At 64.7% G+C, this 18,550-nt stretch carries 17 protein-coding genes; 7 read left to right on the forward strand and 10 right to left on the reverse strand.

Annotation, left to right across the window (positions count from 1 at the left end; genetic code table 11):
- Nucleotides 1-180: 180 nt before the first annotated feature.
- The 6 genes from ACODTA_RS08785 to ACODTA_RS08810 all read left to right on the forward strand — a co-directional run bounded on the left by ACODTA_RS08785 (nt 181) and on the right by ACODTA_RS08810 (nt 7,565).
- Nucleotides 181-966: a J domain-containing protein gene (locus ACODTA_RS08785; protein ID WP_489065524.1), complete on the forward strand. Its 786-nt coding sequence runs from the start codon at nt 181-183 to the stop codon at nt 964-966.
- Nucleotides 967-1,084: 118 nt separating this feature from the next.
- Nucleotides 1,085-1,900, forward strand: coding sequence for a metallophosphoesterase family protein (locus ACODTA_RS08790; protein WP_489065525.1), 816 nt, complete (start codon nt 1,085-1,087; stop codon nt 1,898-1,900).
- Nucleotides 1,901-2,001: 101 nt separating this feature from the next.
- Entirely contained in the window at nt 2,002-2,721 is a 720-nt protein-coding gene (locus tag ACODTA_RS08795; RefSeq protein ID WP_489065526.1) for a polysaccharide biosynthesis/export family protein, read from the forward strand.
- Nucleotides 2,722-2,752: 31 nt separating this feature from the next.
- On the forward strand, nt 2,753-4,984 hold the full coding sequence (locus tag ACODTA_RS08800; RefSeq protein WP_489065527.1) for a GumC family protein: 2,232 nt from the start codon (nt 2,753-2,755) through the stop codon (nt 4,982-4,984).
- 26 nt (nt 4,985-5,010) lie between these two features.
- Nucleotides 5,011-6,219: a hypothetical protein gene (locus tag ACODTA_RS08805; RefSeq protein WP_489065528.1), complete on the forward strand. Its 1,209-nt coding sequence runs from the start codon at nt 5,011-5,013 to the stop codon at nt 6,217-6,219.
- Nucleotides 6,216-7,565 (forward strand): O-antigen ligase family protein, encoded by a 1,350-nt coding sequence (locus ACODTA_RS08810; protein WP_489065529.1) that lies wholly within the window; start codon nt 6,216-6,218, stop codon nt 7,563-7,565. Before ACODTA_RS08805 ends, ACODTA_RS08810 begins: the two co-directional genes overlap by 4 nt.
- On the opposite strand, the gene ACODTA_RS08815 is transcribed toward ACODTA_RS08810, so the two are convergent.
- Entirely contained in the window at nt 7,554-8,684 is a 1,131-nt protein-coding gene (locus ACODTA_RS08815; RefSeq protein ID WP_489065530.1) for a glycosyltransferase family 4 protein, read from the reverse strand. The two genes, ACODTA_RS08810 and ACODTA_RS08815, sit on opposite strands and share 12 nt — an antisense overlap.
- 239 nt (nt 8,685-8,923) lie before the next feature.
- Between ACODTA_RS08815 and ACODTA_RS08820 the strand changes: the two genes are divergently transcribed.
- Nucleotides 8,924-9,988 carry an EpsG family protein gene (locus tag ACODTA_RS08820; protein ID WP_489065531.1) on the forward strand — a complete coding sequence of 355 codons (1,065 nt, stop codon included), beginning with the start codon at nt 8,924-8,926 and terminating at the stop codon, nt 9,986-9,988.
- A gap of 2 nt (nt 9,989-9,990) precedes the next feature.
- On the opposite strand, the gene ACODTA_RS08825 is transcribed toward ACODTA_RS08820, so the two are convergent.
- Genes ACODTA_RS08825 through ACODTA_RS08865 form a run of 9 tightly spaced genes read right to left on the reverse strand, consistent with a single transcriptional unit; the run spans nt 9,991 to nt 18,404 of the window.
- On the reverse strand, nt 9,991-11,049 hold the full coding sequence (locus ACODTA_RS08825; RefSeq protein WP_489065532.1) for a glycosyltransferase family 4 protein: 1,059 nt from the start codon (nt 11,047-11,049) through the stop codon (nt 9,991-9,993).
- On the reverse strand, nt 11,046-12,245 hold the full coding sequence (locus tag ACODTA_RS08830; protein WP_489065533.1) for a glycosyltransferase: 1,200 nt from the start codon (nt 12,243-12,245) through the stop codon (nt 11,046-11,048). The genes ACODTA_RS08825 and ACODTA_RS08830 overlap by 4 nt, the downstream gene beginning before the upstream one ends.
- On the reverse strand, nt 12,242-12,700 hold the full coding sequence (locus ACODTA_RS08835) for an acyltransferase (RefSeq protein WP_489065534.1): 459 nt from the start codon (nt 12,698-12,700) through the stop codon (nt 12,242-12,244). Before ACODTA_RS08835 ends, ACODTA_RS08830 begins: the two co-directional genes overlap by 4 nt.
- Before the next feature lie 3 nt (nt 12,701-12,703).
- Nucleotides 12,704-13,672, reverse strand: a complete 969-nt coding sequence (locus tag ACODTA_RS08840; RefSeq protein WP_489065535.1) for a glycosyltransferase — start codon at nt 13,670-13,672, stop codon at nt 12,704-12,706.
- Nucleotides 13,653-15,179: an O-antigen translocase gene (locus ACODTA_RS08845; protein ID WP_489065536.1), complete on the reverse strand. Its 1,527-nt coding sequence runs from the start codon at nt 15,177-15,179 to the stop codon at nt 13,653-13,655. Before ACODTA_RS08845 ends, ACODTA_RS08840 begins: the two co-directional genes overlap by 20 nt.
- Nucleotides 15,176-16,282: a DegT/DnrJ/EryC1/StrS family aminotransferase gene (locus ACODTA_RS08850; RefSeq protein ID WP_489065537.1), complete on the reverse strand. Its 1,107-nt coding sequence runs from the start codon at nt 16,280-16,282 to the stop codon at nt 15,176-15,178. The genes ACODTA_RS08845 and ACODTA_RS08850 overlap by 4 nt, the downstream gene beginning before the upstream one ends.
- Nucleotides 16,279-16,701: a sugar 3,4-ketoisomerase gene (locus tag ACODTA_RS08855; protein WP_489065538.1), complete on the reverse strand. Its 423-nt coding sequence runs from the start codon at nt 16,699-16,701 to the stop codon at nt 16,279-16,281. The genes ACODTA_RS08850 and ACODTA_RS08855 overlap by 4 nt, the downstream gene beginning before the upstream one ends.
- 31 nt (nt 16,702-16,732) lie before the next feature.
- Nucleotides 16,733-17,206 (reverse strand): acyltransferase, encoded by a 474-nt coding sequence (locus ACODTA_RS08860; protein WP_489065539.1) that lies wholly within the window; start codon nt 17,204-17,206, stop codon nt 16,733-16,735.
- Nucleotides 17,196-18,404 carry a sugar transferase gene (locus ACODTA_RS08865; RefSeq protein WP_489065540.1) on the reverse strand — a complete coding sequence of 403 codons (1,209 nt, stop codon included), beginning with the start codon at nt 18,402-18,404 and terminating at the stop codon, nt 17,196-17,198. The genes ACODTA_RS08860 and ACODTA_RS08865 overlap by 11 nt, the downstream gene beginning before the upstream one ends.
- Between the last annotated feature and the right edge of the window lie 146 nt (nt 18,405-18,550).

The raw sequence follows: 18,550 nt of genomic DNA on the forward strand, positions 1-18,550 counted from the left end.
CCGTTCTCGACTGTCTTGGGTTAGGGTGCTCCGCCGATTCAGGTCGCGGAATCAGGTGCGGGAGTGGTCGCCATGCGGAATATCGTCCGATCGGGTCCGCATGGGCGCGCAACGTCGTTGCCGCGCGGATAAGGATGTCGGTTAACCCCCCGAACCGATCGAAGATGCCATGGCTCTCCAATGAGCCCTGAAGCGCCCGCGTCCGATCGCGATCACCATCGTGCGCTGGGCCTGAGGAGCGACGCTTCGCCCGAGATGATCCGCGCGGCCTATGTCCGGCTGATCAAGCGATGGCATCCGGACGTCAATCCCGCACCCCGCGCGCATGCCCGGTTCCAGCGGATCACCGAAGCCTATCGCGCGCTCACCGTCGTCGAGGCCGATCACGCGGATTGGCATGCGCCGGAGCAGCGGGAGCTCGATACGGGCCAGGTCGCGCTGGCGCCGCTGCGCTGCGACCGGTGCGGCGATCTTGCGTTGCAGCCCCGTCATATCCGCTTTCCGATCATCATATCGGCACTGGTCTATAGCTGGCGACGCTATGATGCCGGCAATTTCTGCCCCGATTGCGCGCGCAAGGAAGCGTTGCGCGCGAGCCTGATCACCGGGCTGCTGGGATGGTGGAGCGTGCAGGGGCCGTTCCGGGTGCCCAAGGCGATCCTGCGCAATGCGCGCGGCGGCGAGGTCGATTTCGAACGGAGCCTTCGCCTCATCTACCACAATCTTCTCGCCTATCGCCATGATGGGGAGGGCAAGGTGACGGCGGAGCTGGGTCATCTCATCAAGACGTCGCGGCAGAGCCTGTCGCTGGAGGCGAGCCTGATCATCGCGAGCCTGCCGCGTCACGAACCGGCCGCCACGGACGGGCCGGATCCATGGTCACCCCGGCTGATCCAGACGCTCCAGCACCTGCTGTGCGGGGCGTTCGCCCCGCTCACGGCGCTGTTCGTCGCGCAAATGCTCTGAATCGTCGCTGCGCCGCACAAAACGTCATCGCCTTTTTCGATCGACCGGTTCACAGATTGAAAACGGTTTGCGGTCAATGAGTATGATCAACGGTTCATTGAGTAAAAAAGGATCTGCGGTGTCGGATCTCTGGTCGAGTTTGTTGCGGCGGGGAAATGCGCGGCGCGTATGCTCGGGCAAGGCAGGCTGTCGGCTCTATGCGATCGGCGACGTGCACGGTCGACTCGATCTGCTGGACGAGCTGCTCGCCCAGGTCGTGCAGGACATGGTTAACAGGACGCCAAAAAAGACCTTCCTGGTCTTCCTTGGCGACCTGATCGATCGCGGCCCGGATTCGGCGGGCGTGATCGAGCGGCTGCGCACCTATGCGCCGCTGGGCCTGTTCCCGATCTTCCTGCGCGGCAATCACGAGGAAGCGCTGCTGCGCATCCTGGAGGGCGAGGGCGAAATCCTGGCCGATTGGCTGAAATATGGCGGCGACACCTGCGTCGCGAGCTATGGGCTCGATCCCGATACGCTGGCGCAGATCGATCCGATGGCGGCGATCGACCGCATGCGCGCGAAGATCCCGCGCGCGCATCGCGCATTCCTGAGAAGCTTCGGCGACACCTTCCGTTTCGGCGACTATCTGTGCGTTCATGCGGGTATCCGGCCGGGCGTGTCGCTGGGCGAGCAGACCCCGGCGGATCTCCACTGGATCCGCGAACCGTTCCTCAGCGACCGGACCGATCACGGATTTGTCGTCATCCACGGCCATACCGTGGTCGAGGAGGTCGATGAGCAGTCCAACCGGATCGGGATCGACACCGGGGCCTATCGCACGGGCAATCTGACCGCGCTGGCGGTGGAGGAGGATCGCCGATGGTATCTGAAAACCAATAAAACAGGCCTTTTTGAAGGTCTGGAGCAGGTTTCGTTAACGGCCGGAGCGTAAAGTCGGAAAAAATGATCCGGTAGCTGACGTTACGGATCCGTACCCCACTCCGGGTCGTTCTGAGACCCGGCCAGTCCGATGTGCCGAAGGATGATCGCGTGATGGAACTGCTCAAAGCTGATCGATCGGCCGTTCGCTTTGCGACCCGCTTTTCCCTGATCGCTGTGTTGATGCTGCTGCTGGCCGGTTGCGCGGGCACGCGCGGCGGGCCGATTCCCTATGATGTGAAGGACTTCGGCAAGCCGGACGAGCCGGTCACCTTCGCGCTGGAGGATGGCTACAAGATCGCGCCGATGGACACGCTGAAGATCACCGTCTTCAAGATGGCCGATCTCTCGGGCGAATATCAGGTCGACCTGACCGGGCGCATTTCCCTGCCGCTGCTGGGCGAGGTCAAGGCCGTCGACATGACGACGGCGGAGCTCGATACCGTCCTCACCGAGAAATATGGCGAGAAATATCTGCAATCGCCCGATGTAAGCGTCGGCATCAAATCCTCGACCCGCCGCAACGTGACCGTCGACGGATCGGTGCGCCAGCCCGGTATCTTCCAGGTCGATGGTCCGATGACGCTGATGCAGGCGGTTGCGATGGCGCGCGGCGCCGACGAGAACGCAAATCCGAAGCGCGTCGCGATCTTCCGCCAGATCAAGGGCAAGCGCTCGGCCGCCGCGTTCGATCTGACCAGCATCCGCAAAGGCGAGATGGAGGATCCGGCGGTCTATGCCGGCGATATCATCGTCGTCGATGGATCGGCGATCAAGGCCGCGCAGAAGCAGTTGATGCAGTCCGTTCCGTTCTTCGCTTTCCTGCCGATCTGATCCGGTCGGACCAAAGGGGTTTTCGCCTGATATGACCAACCAGGATATCGATCGATCGGACTATCGCGTCCGCCAGATCGTCCGTCGTTCGGGCGGTGCCGTCGCTCTGCCGATCGATACGGGCCAGCGAAGCTATGGCGGTTCCGATGGCGGGGATATCAACCTCGCCGCGATCCTGCGCATCATCATGGAATGGCGCTGGCTGATCGTCGGCGCGGTCGCGGTCGGCCTGGTCGGCGCGGTGCTGCTCACGCTGTTCACCACGCCACTCTATCGCGGCACCGCGACGCTGGAGATCAATCCGCCGACCGTGGAGATCCTGGAAGATTCCAAGGGACAGGCGCAGGCGACCAAGAATGGCGACTATCTGGCGACGCAGGTGGGCCTGTTGCAGAGCCGCAGCCTTGCCCAGCGCGTCGCGCAGGAGTTGAACCTCGCGTCCAATGCCGAATTCGTGCCGGCCGGGGGGGCGCGCGAGCAACGCGCCAAGATCGCCGTCGGCAAGCTGGGTGAAGGTTTCTCGGTGCAGCCCGCACCCTCGGGCCAGTTGATCAAGATCAGCTATTCGGCGACATCGCCCGCGCTCGCGGCACAGATCACCAACAAGTTCGCGGACAGCTTCATCGCGACCAATCTGGAGCGGCGCTACGACGCATCCTCCTATGCGCGCAACTTCCTCCAGCAGCAGATCGCCAAGGTAAAGGGCGAGCTGGAGAAATCCGAACGCCAGCTTGTCGAATATGCGCAGGCGCAGGGCATCATCAACACGGTCAACCAGCAGAAGGATCAGGTCAGCGCCGACGTCAACTCGTTGCAGGGCGCCTCGCTGGTCGCGCTGAACGAAGCGCTGGCGGAGGCGCAGACCAAGCGGATCGCGGCCGAGCAGGCCTATCGTCAGACCGCCGCCGTCGGCATGACCGCCGAAGTCAACCAGAGCACCCAGGCGATCCGCCAGCAGCGCGTGGCGCTGGAGGCGGAATATCGCGAAAAGCTGACCACGATGAAGCCGGACTATCCGGACATGATCAGCCTGCGTTCGCGGATCAACGAACTCGACCGCCAGATCCGGTCCGAAGCCGCGCAAACGGCGAGCGGCCGATCCAACACGCTGCGCGCCGAATATCAGGCCGCCGCCGCCGCCGAACGCACGCTGCAGGCGCGCGTCGCCGAACTCAAGGGATCGGTGATCAACCTGCGCGGGCGCAGCATCGAATATAATATCCTGCAGCGCGAGGTGGATACGAACCGTTCGCTCTATGACGCGCTGTTGCAGCGCTACAAGGAGATCGGCGTCGCCGGCGGCGTCGGCACCAATCTTGTCTCGATCGTCGATCGCGCCGAAATCCCTGCATCACCCTTCTCGCCGAATCTGCCGTTCAATCTGGCGATCGGTCTCGGGCTGGGCCTCGTGATCGGCATCGGCGGCGCCTTCGTGATCGAATTCATCAACGATACGATCACCACGCCCGACGATGTGCGTGACAAGCTCAAGCTCGCTTCGCTGGGTGTGATTCCCAAGATGACCGGGCAGAAATCGCTTGCGGAGGAGCTTGAGGACCAGACCTCTCACATCTCCGAAGCCTATTTCTCGCTCCGCACGTCGCTCCAGTTCACCACGGACAATGGCGCGCCGAAATCGCTGCTGATCACGAGCTGCCGCGCGGCGGAAGGCAAATCGAGCACCGCGCTCGCCATGGCGCAGAATTTCGCGCGGCTCGGTCGGCGGGTGTTGCTGATCGACGCCGATCTCCGCAAGCCGACCTTCAAGGTGAAGGCGGAGGATCGCGGGCTTTCGAAGCTGCTCACCAATCACGAGCCGCTCAACAGCCAGACCTTCAAGACCTATTTCGAGAATCTCTGGCTGATCCCGTGCGGTCCGCTGCCGCCCAATCCGGCGGAGCTGCTGGCGACCGGCCGTTTCACCGCGCTCATCACCGAGGCGCTGGGTCGCTTCGACATGGTGATCGTGGACGGGCCTCCGGTGCTTGGCCTCGCCGATGCGCCGCTGCTGGGGGCAGTGTGCCAGGGCACGCTGATGGTGGTCGAGAGCAGCCGCACGCGGACCAAGGTGGCGGTGGATTCGATCAATCGCCTGCAATCGTCGGGAAGCCAGATCCTCGGCGCCGTGCTGACCAAGTTCAAGCGCCAGTCACATGGCTATGGTTACGGCTATGGTTACAGCTATGAGCCGTACAAATATGGCGGTAGCATCGACAAGCGTGAGCTCGAGATCAAGTTGATCGAGCAGCAGGGCGACGATTAAAGGTATTTCGTCTGACGGTGGGTGGAGTGACGACGTCGGTGGGGCGGCTGATCCTGATGGCGGTGCTTGCCCTGGGCTGTGCCTGGCTTGTCGTGCGTACGGCGATGATCAACAGCGCCGATACGAGCACGGCCAAGCTTGTCGAGCGCCTGGCCCCGGGTAGTCCGCAGCTCGGCGTGGCGATCGCGTCGGCGCAATTCGTGGGTGACGCGACCGGGCTGCCCGTGGCTTCGCCGGCGGTTGTGCGCCTTGGCCATGATGCGCTGCGCAAGAGCCCGCTCGTCGCGGAGCCGTTCCTGTTCGATGGCGCCGCCGCGATGGCGAAGGGACGGGCGGCGGATGGCGCCCGGCTGCTCGCCGAGGCGCTGCGCCGCGATCCGCGTTCGCGGCTGGCGCGGATGCTGTCCTACCAGAACCGCCTTCAAACCGGCGATTACGAGCAGGGTTTCCGTGAGCTGATGGATCTGGCCCGGTTCGAACCGACGCTGGTGCCACGGCTCGCCCCGGAACTGGCCAAGCTCGCGTTGTTGCCGGAGGTGCGCGCGCCGCTTCACCGGACATTGCCGCTCAACCCTGTCCTCCAGGATGCGATGCTGGTCGAGCTGGTCCGGATGGGCGCCGATGCGCGGACCATTCTCGCCCTGGCTGATCCGATCCGGCCGACCGCGCCGGGTGCGCGGCCTCCGGCATGGCAGGCGCCCTTCCTGACCGCGCTGGTCGCGCGCGGGGAGATCCCGGCGGCCCATGCCGCCTGGCGACGCTTCACCGGCCTGCCGGTGGCGGCCAGCGGCATCTATGATGCCGGCTTCGCGGGCCGCCCTGGTCCGGTTCCGTTCAACTGGCAATTCGCCACTGGCGGCGCCGGTGTCGCCGAGCCGGCTGTGGACGGCCGGTTGGCGATCGAATATTTCGGCCGCGCGCCCGCCGATCTCGCGCGCCAGTTGCTCGTGCTTGCCCCCGGGCGATATGCGCTTTCCATGACCGTATCGAGCGAAGAGGCTGACGCCCAGACTGGCCTGGAGGTACGGATCCGTTGCGCTTCCGACCGGTCGGTGCTCGCCGTTTCGCCATTGCCTGGAACCGGTGGCGGCCAGAAATCGGTGCAACTGGCCTTCGACGTGCCTGAGGGCTGTTCCGGCCAGTGGTTCATGGTGACCGGCGCGCCCGGCGATGCGGGTGGCGCCAGCCACGTCACCATCGGCGCGCTTCGTCTCAAGCGGGGCGGCGGATCATGACGCGCATCCTCCGCCTTTCGATCATTCCGCTCTATCTGGCGCTGTGCCTGATGCTCGGCGGCAGCGTGCGCGGGATCTGGGCCAACGCCGTCCTCCAGCTCCTCGCGCTGCCGATCATCGCCGTCGCCCTGTCCGTGCGCGGCGAGACGGCGGCGCCGCGCCCCGCGCGTCAGTTGCTGGCGATCTGCGCGGTGGCGCTGGGGATCGTCCTGCTACAGCTCGTGCCCCTGCCGCCGGCGATATGGACGCAGCTTCCGGGGCGCGGAGAGGTCGTCCAGGGCTTCCAGATGCTGGGCCAGCCCCTGCCATGGCTGCCGATCTCGCTCTCGCCGCATGCGACATTGGGATCGCTGCTCTGGCTGCTTCCCGCCTTCGCCATGCTGGTCGCCGTGCTGCGGTTTCAGTCGGTCCGCGCCGGCTGGCTGGCCATCGCGATCGCCGCCGTCACCGTCACGGCGATCGGCATCGGCGCATTGCAGACCGTGAGTGGAGATCCGCGCACATCGCCCTGGTATTTCTACGATATCGCGAATTTCGGTTCCGCCACCGGCTTCTTCGCCAATGTCAATCACATGGCCAGCCTGCTTCTGGCCTGCATACCCTTTCTCGCGGCGTTGCTGGTGTCGACGCGCGCGCGCTACAAGTCCGGGCGCCGGGCGTCCGGCCTCACGGTGCTGTTCGCCGGGGCGGGCGCGCTGGTGGTGATCGGTGTCGTCATGAACGGTTCGCTGGCCGGGCTCGGCCTCGCGGTTCCGGTGCTGGCGGCCAGCGCGCTGATCGGCTTCCAGCTCAAGCCGCGTTTCTGGCATGTCGGCGTGCTCGCCATGTTGACGGTCGCCGGCGCGGCGCTGGTGTTCAGCAGCTCGTTCGACAACAACCTGATCGGCGTGGAGGCGCAACGGGCGCCGGATTCGCGCTATGGTTCGTTCAGGACCGGTCTGGAGGCGGCGGGCGACCATCTTCCGCTGGGATCGGGCCTTGGCAGTTTCGTCGAGGTCTATCGGACCTATGAGGATCCGGCCCAGGTGACCCAGACCTATATGAACCATGTCCATAGCGACTATATCGAGCTGGCGCTGGAGACCGGCGTGCCCGGAATCGCGCTGATCCTGATCTTCCTGGCCTGGTGGATCGCGCGCGTCGCGTCGATCTGGCGCTCGGCGGAGACGACGCCGTTCGCGCGCGCCGCCACGATCGCCTCGGGTGCGATCCTGGCACATAGCCTGGTCGACTATCCGCTTCGGACGGCCGCCATCGCTGCTGTGTTCGCGATGTGCCTCGGGCTCATGGCCGCGCCGCCTTCAAACCGGAAGAGCCGCGCGGCGCGCCATTTGTCAGCGGGCTAGTGATCCGGGGATGGCGTCGTCGATCGCGTCGAGATAGCGCCGCACCACGATGCGCTCGTCGAAATCCCGCTCCGCCTTGCGACGCGCGGCCGCGCCCATCGCGGCCAATGCCGGGGGCGAGAGGCCGCGCAGATTAGCCATCGCCGCGTGAAGCGCGTCGATATCGCGGGGCGTGACCAGCCGGCCGGTCACGCCATCCTCCACGACATCGCGACAGCCGGGAACGTCAGTGGTGAGCAACGGCTTCCCCATCGCCGCCCCTTCGAGCAGGATGCGCGGCGTGCCTTCGGGATAATAGGTCGGCAGCACCAGGCAGTCCGCCGCCGCGATATGGGGCCGGACATCATCGGCCGGGCCGAGATATTCGATCACACCCTCCGCCTGCCATTCGTCGAGCGCGCTTCGCGGCACGCCATCGGCGCCGAATTCATCGATCATGCCGACGATCCTGAAGCGCGTATCCGGATGGGATTTCAAGATCCGCCGCGCGGCCTCCACATATTGGGCGATGCCCTTCGCCCATAGCAGCCGGGCGACGAGCAGGAAGGTGAAGGGGCCGGGCTCCTTTCCATCCGTCTCGCCCGGACGGAACCGGTCCAGATCGACGCCGGAGCCGGGCAGAAGCCGGATCACATCGTCATCGACCAGCCGGCGCGCCGCGAACAGCGCCCGGTCGTCGCGATTCTGGAAGAACACGGTGCGCGACCGGCTGAGCGCGACGCGATAGAGCATGGTGACGACGCGGTTGAGCCAGCCGCCGCCGACAAAGGTCTTGCCCAGGCCGGTGATGTTGTTGACCACCGGAATGCCCAGGCTATGCGCCGCCATCGATCCATAGAGATTGGGCTTGATGGTGAAGCCCAGATAGATGTCCGGGCGCTCCCGTTTGAAGATCGCGCGATATTTGAGCGCCAGGCCGATATCGTGCGCGGGCGACCTGCTGCGTCCATCCATTTCGAGCGGAACGAAGCGGGCGCCGAGATCGGCGATGCGCGGCGAATGCGCGTCGGTGGGCGTGACTGCGATCACCTCATGCCCATGCGCGATCAGCGCGCGGACCAGGCCGGCGCGAAAATTGACGACATTCCAACTCGTGTTGATCGAGATCGCGATCTTCAACTGGCTACTCCCGAATCCACCTGGCCGATCACCGGACGGCACATGGCCGCCCATGACCGGCACGGGTCATCTCTACTCACGTCGCGCGTGGCGAACAGCCGGTTCCGGCGCGTTTGCGCGGCGCTCTGGCGCAATAGGGCGGCCGGATTAAAGATATGCGTAACACTGGGCCTTATGGGCCCTTGCCAAGTGTCCGGCGGGCTGCGACGCCTTTTTTCGCGCATTGGGAACGGGGTCGCATGGTCGCTTATTGGTTGCTCTTCTCGCTGTGCGCGATCTTCGCGATAGAAGGCGGGCGCGGACGGGCCGGGCTGGGGGCGATCAAGAATCCCGCACTTGTCGTCGCCGGCGCGGTGATCGCGCTGATGATCGGCCTGCGCTACCAGATCGGTGCCGACTGGGATAGCTATATGAGCCACTTCACCCGGGTCAGCTATCTCTCTTTGCTTCAGGTGCTGGGGCAGGGCGATCCCGGTTATTATTCGATCAACTGGATCGCGGGCCGGCTCGGATTCGACATGCGCGCCGTCAATCTGGCATGCGGCACGATCTTCGCCTGCGGGCTCGTCTCGTTCGTACGGACCTTGCCCCGCCCCTGGCTGGGCATGGCGGTGGCGGTGCCGTATCTCGTGATCGTGGTGGCCATGGGCTATTCGCGGCAGGGGGTCGCGATCGGGCTGATCATGCTCGCGCTTGCCGCGTTCATGCGCGGATCGATCGTCAAGTTCACTTTCTGGACGATCGTCGCCGTGACGTTCCACAAGACCGCGGTGATCGTGCTGCCGCTGGCGGCGCTCGCCAGCACGCGCAGCCGCATCCCGACGGTGCTTGCGCTCGGCGTGATGGCTGTGATGCTCTATTATCTGTTCCTCGACAGCGCCGTCGATCGCCTGGTCTATGGCTATATCGAGAGCGAATATGACTCCCAGGGCGCCGCGGTTCGCGTGGCGATGAACGCGATTCCGGCGGCGATCTTCCTGCTCAACCAAAGGAAGTTCGCGTTGCTGCGCGAAACCGATCGCAAGCTCTGGCGGAACATGTCGATCGCGGCGCTGGCATGCCTGCCGGCGATGCTTCTCACCAGTTCAACGACGATGGTCGACCGTCTGGCCTTGTATCTGATCCCGCTGCAATTGTTCGTGCTGGCGTCCCTTCCCAGGGCGTTGGGGCGGAATGGGCGCGATAACGGCCAGATCGTGCTGGCCATCCTGCTCTATTCGGCCGCGATCCTGTTCGTCTGGATGAACTTCGCCGGGCACACCGAGAACTGGGTGCCGTACAAGCTCTATTTCGGGCGCGGCTAGGCTCAGGCGCCCGCGACCGATCGAAGCAATGCGGCGAGGCGCGGTGCCTGGCTTTGCAGGGAATATTGCCGTTCGACGATCGCCCGGCCGGCGGCGCCCATTTCGGCGCGCATCGCCCCGTCGTCGATCAGCCGCCTGAGCGCGTTCGCCCATTCCTCCTGTCCATCGGCAAGGAACCCGTTCACGCCGGCGGTCACGATCTCGCAATTGGCGCCGATCGGCGATGCGATCACGGGCAGGCCGCACGCCATATACTGGATCAGCTTGTAGCCGCACTTGCCGCGCGACCAGTCGTCGTCGGGCAGGGGCATGATGCCGATATCGAGCGTGCGCAGCAGCGAGACTTCCTCGTCCTCGCTCCAGCGCAGGCTCGTGAAGGGCGCGGCGAGCTGGTCGTCGCGGGCGCCGATCGCGATCCAGTCCGCCGGGCAATCCCTCGCGACGCGCTCCACCGCGGGCATGATGGTCTGGAGATAGGGCGCGGTGGAGGGCGAGCCGATCCAGCCGATCCTCGGGCGCCCCTCGGGTCTGGCCGTGGCAAGATCATAGCGGTCGATATCCACGACGGTTGGCACGATCTCGGTGCGTTTGGCGCCCGCCTGAACCGCGCGATCCCTGAGATAGGCGTTGCCGGCGATCACCAGATCCGCATGCGCCATCACCGCGTCGATCTTGTCGCCGAGCAGGCTTCTCACCAGCCCGGAGCGATGCCGGTCGTAGCGATGGAAGATCGCATCGTCATAATCGACGACGATCGGCACATTCCTGGGCAACAGGCGGCGCTCGACCGCCCAGGGCAACCAGGGAAGCGCCTCCTTCTCGATCCAGATCGCGTCATGGCCCGAAGCGGCGCGCAGCGTGGCGATCCGCTCGCGGAAGAAGCGCGGATATTGCGAGCGCTGGCTCTGTCGCCCGTAGAGCCGCTGGAGATACCCGTTGTCGAAAAAGGGCGCGACGGTGATGTCGAATCCCGATTGCGCCAGATAGGGGAGATATTGGAGCGTGCGCAGACGGCTGCTCGCGCCGAGCCGGGAATAGCGGGTGAGCGCGAGTATCCTCATGCGCGCGCCGTCGCGCCCAGCGTGCGATAGATCTCCGCATAACGCGCGGCGCCGGTCTCGACCGAGAAATGGGATTCCGCCGTCGCCGCGCAGAGCCCGGCGATGCCGGGCGATCGCGCAAGCGCCACCAGATCCGCAACGGCCCTTGCGCGGGATTCGGGATCGAAGGCGCGGATGACGATTCCCGATTTCGAGCTTTCCAGGATGCGTGAGACGTCGCCCACGCCGTCATTGGCGAGGCAGGGCACGCCGCAGCCGAGAAATTCGGCCAGTCGCGTCGGCGCGCGCGCGATATGCGAATAGGCCGGTCGCGCCATCAGGATGCCGGCGGACATGGCGCGGATGTGGCCGGGCATGTCGGCGTGCGATGACGCGACGATCGATATGTCGCGCGGATCGATGCCGCGCTCCGCCGCGAGCGCGCGGACCCGGTCATGCTCGCCGCGATTGATCACCAGCAGTCTGGCGCCGCGCTCTTGCTGCCGGAGGGTCTTGAAGCATTCGAGCGTCTCGTCGAACATGTACCAGTTGCCGACGGTGCCGACATAGCCGAGCACGAAGGGATCGGCCTGGGGCGCCGGCGCGGGCGTGAAACGGGCCAGGTCCGCGCAGGTGGGAATGATGTGGATCGGTGGCGGCGCCGCCTGAAGATAGGGAAAGCGGCCAAGTTCCTCGGCGGCGGCATGGGTGAGCGAAACCACCGCATCGGCATTGGTCAGGAAACGCTGTTCCATGCGCTTGGCGAACCGGAACATCGTGCCATCCGATCGCCACAGCCCGGCATCGACACGCTCGTCCACCCAGAAGCCGCGCATGTCGAACAGATACGGGATGCCGAGGCGCTTCTTGATCGAGACCGCCATCATCGAGGGCACATAGCTGCGGGCGTGGACGAACTGCAGCCCGTGCTGCCGCACCAGCTTCGTGCCGAAGCGGATTCCCTGGGCGATATCCCAGGCGGTCGCCGCGAGCGAAGGGCGGCGATGATAACGAAGGGGATGCCAGTTGATGCCGGCATTCGCCATGCGCGATCGAACGGCGGCAAGGACGCCGCCATCCGCCTCGCTGACGGGTTTTTCGAAGCTGATCAGGTGAACGTCGAACCGCTTCGCCAGCCGTTCGAGATAGGCGAGCACCTGCGACTGGCCGAGCGGTTCGGTCATGCCGCTATAGCTGATGTAGAGTATGCCGCTCATCGATTGCTCTCGTTGTTTTCGGCCGGTGTCAAATGGCGGATGATCCTGGCGGGGTTTCCGGCGACGACGGTGAAAGGGGGCACCGATCGCGTGACGATGCTGCCCGCTCCGACGACGCTGCCGCGACCGATGACCACATCGGGCAGGATGATCGCGCCTGCCCCGATCCAGGCGCCATCCTCGATCTTGATGAACCCGTTGGTATGCATGCGAACCGGGCTCTCGATATCCAGGCCGGAATCGATCAGCATGCAGTTCGCCGAAAGCGTGACGTTGTCGCCGATCTCGATCTGGCAATGGCCCAGGATGAAGACGCCGTCGTTTATGCTGCAGCGGTTGCCGAAGGAAACGTGCCGGCGATGCTTTACGGTGAAGTTGCCATGCGCTTCGATGCGCTTGCCCAGAAGCAGATAATATTTAAGCTGGCGCAGATAGAAGGGGATTTTGCGCAACATCACCTAGGCCCTTCCAACTATGCGCCGCTTGACCCTAAAGGCGACGGCCCGGGTGGCGGACCTGGCGAGTGAGCCGGCATAGCGGCCGGTAATGCCGGCGTTGCGCGCCTGCCCGAAACTGAGCGAGAGCACCTGCGAAATCTGCGCGCGATTGCCGTTCTCGAGAAAATTGGGAAGCAGCGTCAGCCAGCGCTCGGCCTTCACCCGCTCCCAATCATAGTTCGGCACGTCCCGGTGCTTGTCGAGTGCGCCGAAGATGCTGTCGAGCCATTGCCACGGACGGCGCCCCAGGCTTTGCGGTGATACGCGGACGTTCACCAGCGGTTCGTTCAGGAAATAGAATTTGGTCAGGCGGGCCAGGCGCAGGTAGAAATCATAGTCTTCGGCGATGAAGCTTTCGTCGAAGCGGCCGCAGCGATCGACCAGATCCTTCCTGAGCAGGCTCGACGTGGCGATGATCCGCGCGCGATTGTAGATCAGATCCTCGAAGGCTTCGCCGTGAAGCGCGCGCACGCCGGCGCGGCTGAAGTTCGTGCCGCGCGGCTTGCCGTCCTGCGTGACTGAATATGCGTCGGAATGGATGCAGCCGAAATCCACACCATGTTCGGCGGCGATCCTCATCTGCCGCGATATCTTGTCGGCGACGAACCAGTCGTCCGACGACAGGATCGAGATCCACTCGCCCTTGGCCAGCGACACGCCGATGTTGAGCGATTCCGATATGCCGCCATTCCTGGATTTGACGTGCACGGTCATCGGGATCGGCGACTGGCTGGCCAGCCGGCTGATCAACTCGCCGGAGCCGTCGGTCGACGCATCGTCGATGACGATGACTTCGACATTCGGATAATCCTGTTCCCAGATGCTGCGGATCGACTGTTCGACGAACCCGGCATGATTGTAGCTGGGCACGATCACGCTGACGAGCGGCGCGGCATCGGTGGCATCGGCATTATTTGGGTCGCGGGTCATTCTTCAATCCGATGCTATGGAGAATCCGGAGCGCGCCGTTGCTGATCTTGCCTGCGCGGCCCCCGGCATCGGCCATCGCGGCAAGCCGGATCAGGCCGCCGATTCCGAAAATGCCGCTGGACAGCACGCCAAGGGTCGCTGCCGCCACGGTGCTTTGCCGGCTCAGGAACAGGATGGCGAGGCCCGCACCCATGCCGAGTCCGATCAGGCGAATGACCGCGGCGGAATAGCGGAAACCCGTTCTGCGCGCGGCGAACCAATAGACGAGGGGCAAATAGCCGGCATACATGCCGAGGAACGAGATGCCGGCGGACTGGACGCCAAGCACCGGCAGGGTCAGCGCGCATAGCGCGACGAACAGCCCGGCCGCCGTCCATTCGGTGAACATGAAGGTGCGGCCCGCGCCCGAGGCGAGCAGGATGAAGCCCAGCGGCCAGCTCATCACCTTCAGGAAATCGCCGAGAACCTGCCAGCGGAGCATGTCCGCCGCTTCCAGGAAAGCGGAGGAATAAAGCAGCCGGATGATCCAGGGAGCGAGGCCCAGCATGGCCAGCAGCACCGGCGTGGCGAGAAGCAGCGCGACTTCGGTCTGCTGGTTCACCAGGCGATTGGCGGCGTCATGATCGCCGATCACCGCCGTCAGGCGTGGATAATAATCGGTGCCCATCGCGCTCAGGACGAAGCCGATATAGGTCATCGAAATCGCCCAGGATGCCTGGAAATGGCCCAACGCTTCCACACCGAGTTCGTGCTGGAACATCGAACGCACGACAAGCTGTACGACGGTGCCCGCCAGCCCCGCGATCATGAAGGCCGCGCCCAATGTGGCGAGCACGCGCCACTGGGCAGCGAGCGATGCGAGTTCGGTCCGTTGCTGCGCGACGCGCGGCAGGCGCGCGACGAACAGATGGCCGAGCAGGAAGCTGGCGGCGGGAATGACGATCACGAAAAGGGCGAGGCCGGCGCGGCCGAACCACAGCAGCGCGACGACGCCGATGCAGGTGGACAGCAATGCGGAGCCCATGCTGACGCGCGCGATGTCGCCGATCCGGCGCAGGCCGTTGAGCAGGGCATTCTGTGATGCCGCCGCGACGGTGAGCGAAACCGCGATGGCCAGCCAGCCAATCTCGCCGGCCAGATGAGCGTCGCCCAGGATGTGTCGGGCGATCACACCGCGCAGCAGCCAGAACATCGCGCCGCCCAGGACAGCAAGCGCCATCGTGCCCCAGAACAGTGCGCGCCGGGCGGCTGCGACGCGTATCGGATCCTCGTTCGCGGATGCTTCGGCGATCTGCCGGGTGCCGACATTGCCGAAGCCGAGCCCGGAGAGCGTGGATGCGGTCGCGACGATGTTGGTGAACAGCCCGAACAGGCCGACGCCCGCCGGCCCCAGGATCAGCGCGACGGCTTTCGCGCGAAGCAGCCCGACAAGGATGTTGACTACCGATGCGCCGCCGATGATCGAGGACGAACGCAGGATCTGGCGATAGGAATGCGCCTCCGTCACGGAGCCCCGGTGGCGGCGCGGACCGCCGCCACGACCTGCGCGGTCTGTGCGGCGGTCTGGTGCGGGCCGATCGGCAGGCTCAGCACCTGCTCCGCCATCGTCGCGGCAAGCGGGAACTCACCCGGCGCCAGCGCGGCCTCCGCATAGGCGGTCTGGTCGTGCGGGGCGATGGGATAGTGGATCAGCGTGCCGATGCCGGCCTCTCCCAATCGGCGCTGCAATTCGTCCCGCTGCGGGTGACGGACGACGAACAGGTGCCAGACGGGGCTTGCCCAATTGGGAACATGGGGCAGGATGAGGCCCGTGTCCGCCAGTTCGTCGAGATATTGGGCGGCGATGGCGCCGCGCCGGGCATTCCAGTCGTCCATATGCGCCAGCTTGACCGCGAGTATGGCGGCCTGGATCGGGTCCAGCCGGCTGTTATAGCCGCGAACCTCGTTCACATATTTGGTGCGCGACCCGTAATTGCCGAGCATCCGGAGGCGTTCGGCCAAGTGCTGATCGTTGGTCGTGACGGCGCCGCCATCGCCCAGTGCGCCGAGATTCTTGCCGGGATAGAAACTCCAGGCCACGGCATCGCCATGACCACCGATGCGGCGCCCCTGATAGGTCGAGCCATGGGCCTGGGCTGCGTCCTCGATCACGCGCAGGCCGTGTTCGCGCGCAATCTCAAGGATCGGATCCAGATCGGCGGGCTGGCCATAGAGATGGACCAGCATGATCGCGCGCGTGCGCTGGGTGATCGCGGCCTCGATCCGGGCCGGGTCGATATTGTAGGTCGCTTCGACGGGCTCGACGGGTACCGGTGTGGCACCGCACTGGCTGACCGCGAGCCAGGTTGCGATGAAGGTGTTGCTCGGGACTATCACTTCGTCGCCCGCGCCGATATCCAGCGCACGCAGGGTCAGGTGAAGTGCGTCGAGGCCGTTCGCCACACCGACGCAATGCGCGGCGCCGCAATAGGCCGCAAAGTCGGCTTCGAATTGCTCCACTTCGGGGCCGCCGATATACCAGCCGGAAGAGACGACGCGTGAGACCGCCTCGTCGATCGCATCCTTGAGCTCGGCATAGGGACTTTTCAGGTCGAGGAACGGCACCGTCATCGCGCGTCGCCAAGCGCCTGGATGAAGGCATCGTAGTCGCGATAATAATCATCTTCGTCATAGCGATTGGACGCGAGCACCATGCACACCGAGCCCGACGAGAAATTGTCGAGTTCGCGCCAGATCATCGGACAGACAAACAGGCCGTTGTAAGAGCGGTTGAGGTGGAAACGTTGGGTGCCGCGGCCGTCGTCGAGCACCACGTCGAAGCTGCCGGACATGGCGATGATGAGCTGGCTCAGCGCCTTGTGCGCGTGGCCGCCGCGCTCGGCGCCGCCCGGAACGTCGTAGAGATAATAGACGCGGGCGATGTCGAACGGCACATGCCCGCCGCCTTCGACGAAGGTGAGGTTACCGCGCGGATCCGATATCTTGGGAAGGTCGATCATCCGGCAAAGGGACATGCGGTCCTGCGTCATGATGATTTCCTCCATATGCTGTACTGGGCCATCACGAGGATTTCTCGCGGGCCGGATTCCCGATCACCGTGGCGCCCGGCGCCACGTCTCGCGTCACGACCGCGCCGGCCGCGACCATCGCGCGCCTGCCGATCCTGAGGCCGGGCAGGATCACCGCGCCGGCGCCGATCGATGCGCCGGCTTCCACGATGGTCGGCAGAAGCTCGGCATCGCGATTCCGGCTGCGCGGGTGACGGTCGTTCGTGAAGGATACGTTGGGCCCGACGAACACATCGTCCTCCAGCCGGACGCCATCCCATAGCTGCACGCCGCTTTTGACGGTCACGCGATCACCGACGACCACGTCATTCTCGATGAGGCAATGCGAACAGATGTTGCAATCGGCACCGATCCGGGCGCCTGCCAGGATGACGACGAATTGCCAGACGCGCGTGTTCGCGCCGATCTCGGTCGTCGCGACGTCGGCGGTGGCGTGCAGCATCGCCGCAGCGGCTTCATCGCGCACCGAAGCCGCTCCAGACGGTACGAACGGTGCCTGCCACGATCAGGCAATCCAGCCAGAACGAGAAGTTCTTGATGTAATAGAAGTCGTAATGGAGCTTCGAGAGGACCTCGTCGACTTCGGCCACATGGCCCTGGCGCACCTGCGCCCATCCGCTGATGCCGGGGCGAACGATGTGGCGATAGCGGTAGAAAGGCAGCTCGCTTTCATACCATTGCGACAATGCCATGGCTTCGGGACGGGGGCCGATCCAACTCATCTCGCCGCGCAGGATGTTCAGCACCTGGGGCAGTTCGTCGACGCGATACTGTCGAAGGAAGCGGCCGATACGCGTCACCCGGCTGTCGCCGTCGCGCGTCATCGCGGCCACCCGGCTGTCGCCCGTCTCGACCTCGCGATGCGTCATCGTCCGGAATTTCCACATCACGAAGGGATGCCCGCGATAACCCATGCGTTGCTGGCGAAAGATCACGGGGCCCTGGGAGTCCATCCGGATGATCAGTGCCACGACCGCCAGGACTGGGATCAGCAACGGCAGCAGCGCCAGGGTGATGAGCACATCGGCCATGCGCTTGACCTTGGCGTAGAGCAGGCCGGGGATCAGCGATCCCAGATTGTTCTCCGACAGATGGCTGATATCGACGCGGCCGGTCAGCGATTCCTCGACCTGCTTCACATGCATGACCAGCATGCCCTTGATCGCATGGTCGGCGACATAGCGTTCCCATTCATCCGAAAGATCGGCGTGAAGGTCGACGACGATCGCGTCGAGCGCCGCGACCGGCATGTTGTCGCGGGTATGGAGGATCGTCCAGTCGACCCGGTCGATCGCCAGCAGCCGCTCATAATTGCCTTGCGGCACCACGCCGATCACCAGCCGCGCTTCTCGCTGTGCCTTGAAATAGACGATGTAGAACCATGTCAGAGAGAGCAGGAAGCTGGCGATGAAGTGGAGCCGGCTATAGTCGATCCTGAGGAAGAAGAAGGCGGCGAGCGCCAGCCCATAGGTCGCGGCGAACGACGGCAGGATGTAGTAGGAGGATCGTACCCCCGGATAGCGCGCCAGCCGGCCCAATATGTAGAAGCCGGACAGGAAGGCCAGCAGGGTCGCGATCATCGACGCCTGCAGGCCGTAACGCTCGAGTTCGTACTCCGCCACCTCGACCCGTACCAGCCAGGGCAGGATGATCGCGACGATCACCCCCGCACCGATCTGGAATCGGTTCCGAGTCCATAAAGAGTATCTGACCCCCGCCGGGTTGCCTGGACGCAGAAACATCGCGGGTGCCTTAGCTCGCATTCGTTACGAAATCTTACCGAGAACGCATGAAATCGGCGAACGGTGGC

This window comes from Sphingomonas sp. FG14 (assembly GCF_057809675.1).

What these genes read in the sequence shown, in the direction of transcription:
- ACODTA_RS08785 (WP_489065524.1), top strand. Translation starts at nt 181, where the DNA reads ATGAGCCCTGAAGCGCCCGCGTCCGATCGCGATCACCATCGTGCGCTG.
- ACODTA_RS08795 (WP_489065526.1), top strand. Translation starts at nt 2,002, where the DNA reads ATGGAACTGCTCAAAGCTGATCGATCGGCCGTTCGCTTTGCGACCCGC.
- ACODTA_RS08800 (WP_489065527.1), top strand. Translation starts at nt 2,753, where the DNA reads ATGACCAACCAGGATATCGATCGATCGGACTATCGCGTCCGCCAGATC.
- ACODTA_RS08810 (WP_489065529.1), top strand. Translation starts at nt 6,216, where the DNA reads ATGACGCGCATCCTCCGCCTTTCGATCATTCCGCTCTATCTGGCGCTG.
- ACODTA_RS08820 (WP_489065531.1), top strand. Translation starts at nt 8,924, where the DNA reads ATGGTCGCTTATTGGTTGCTCTTCTCGCTGTGCGCGATCTTCGCGATA.
- ACODTA_RS08825 (WP_489065532.1), bottom strand. Translation starts at nt 11,049, where the DNA reads ATGAGGATACTCGCGCTCACCCGCTATTCCCGGCTCGGCGCGAGCAGC.
- ACODTA_RS08830 (WP_489065533.1), bottom strand. Translation starts at nt 12,245, where the DNA reads ATGAGCGGCATACTCTACATCAGCTATAGCGGCATGACCGAACCGCTC.
- ACODTA_RS08835 (WP_489065534.1), bottom strand. Translation starts at nt 12,700, where the DNA reads ATGTTGCGCAAAATCCCCTTCTATCTGCGCCAGCTTAAATATTATCTG.
- ACODTA_RS08840 (WP_489065535.1), bottom strand. Translation starts at nt 13,672, where the DNA reads ATGACCCGCGACCCAAATAATGCCGATGCCACCGATGCCGCGCCGCTC.
- ACODTA_RS08850 (WP_489065537.1), bottom strand. Translation starts at nt 16,282, where the DNA reads ATGACGGTGCCGTTCCTCGACCTGAAAAGTCCCTATGCCGAGCTCAAG.
- ACODTA_RS08855 (WP_489065538.1), bottom strand. Translation starts at nt 16,701, where the DNA reads ATGACGCAGGACCGCATGTCCCTTTGCCGGATGATCGACCTTCCCAAG.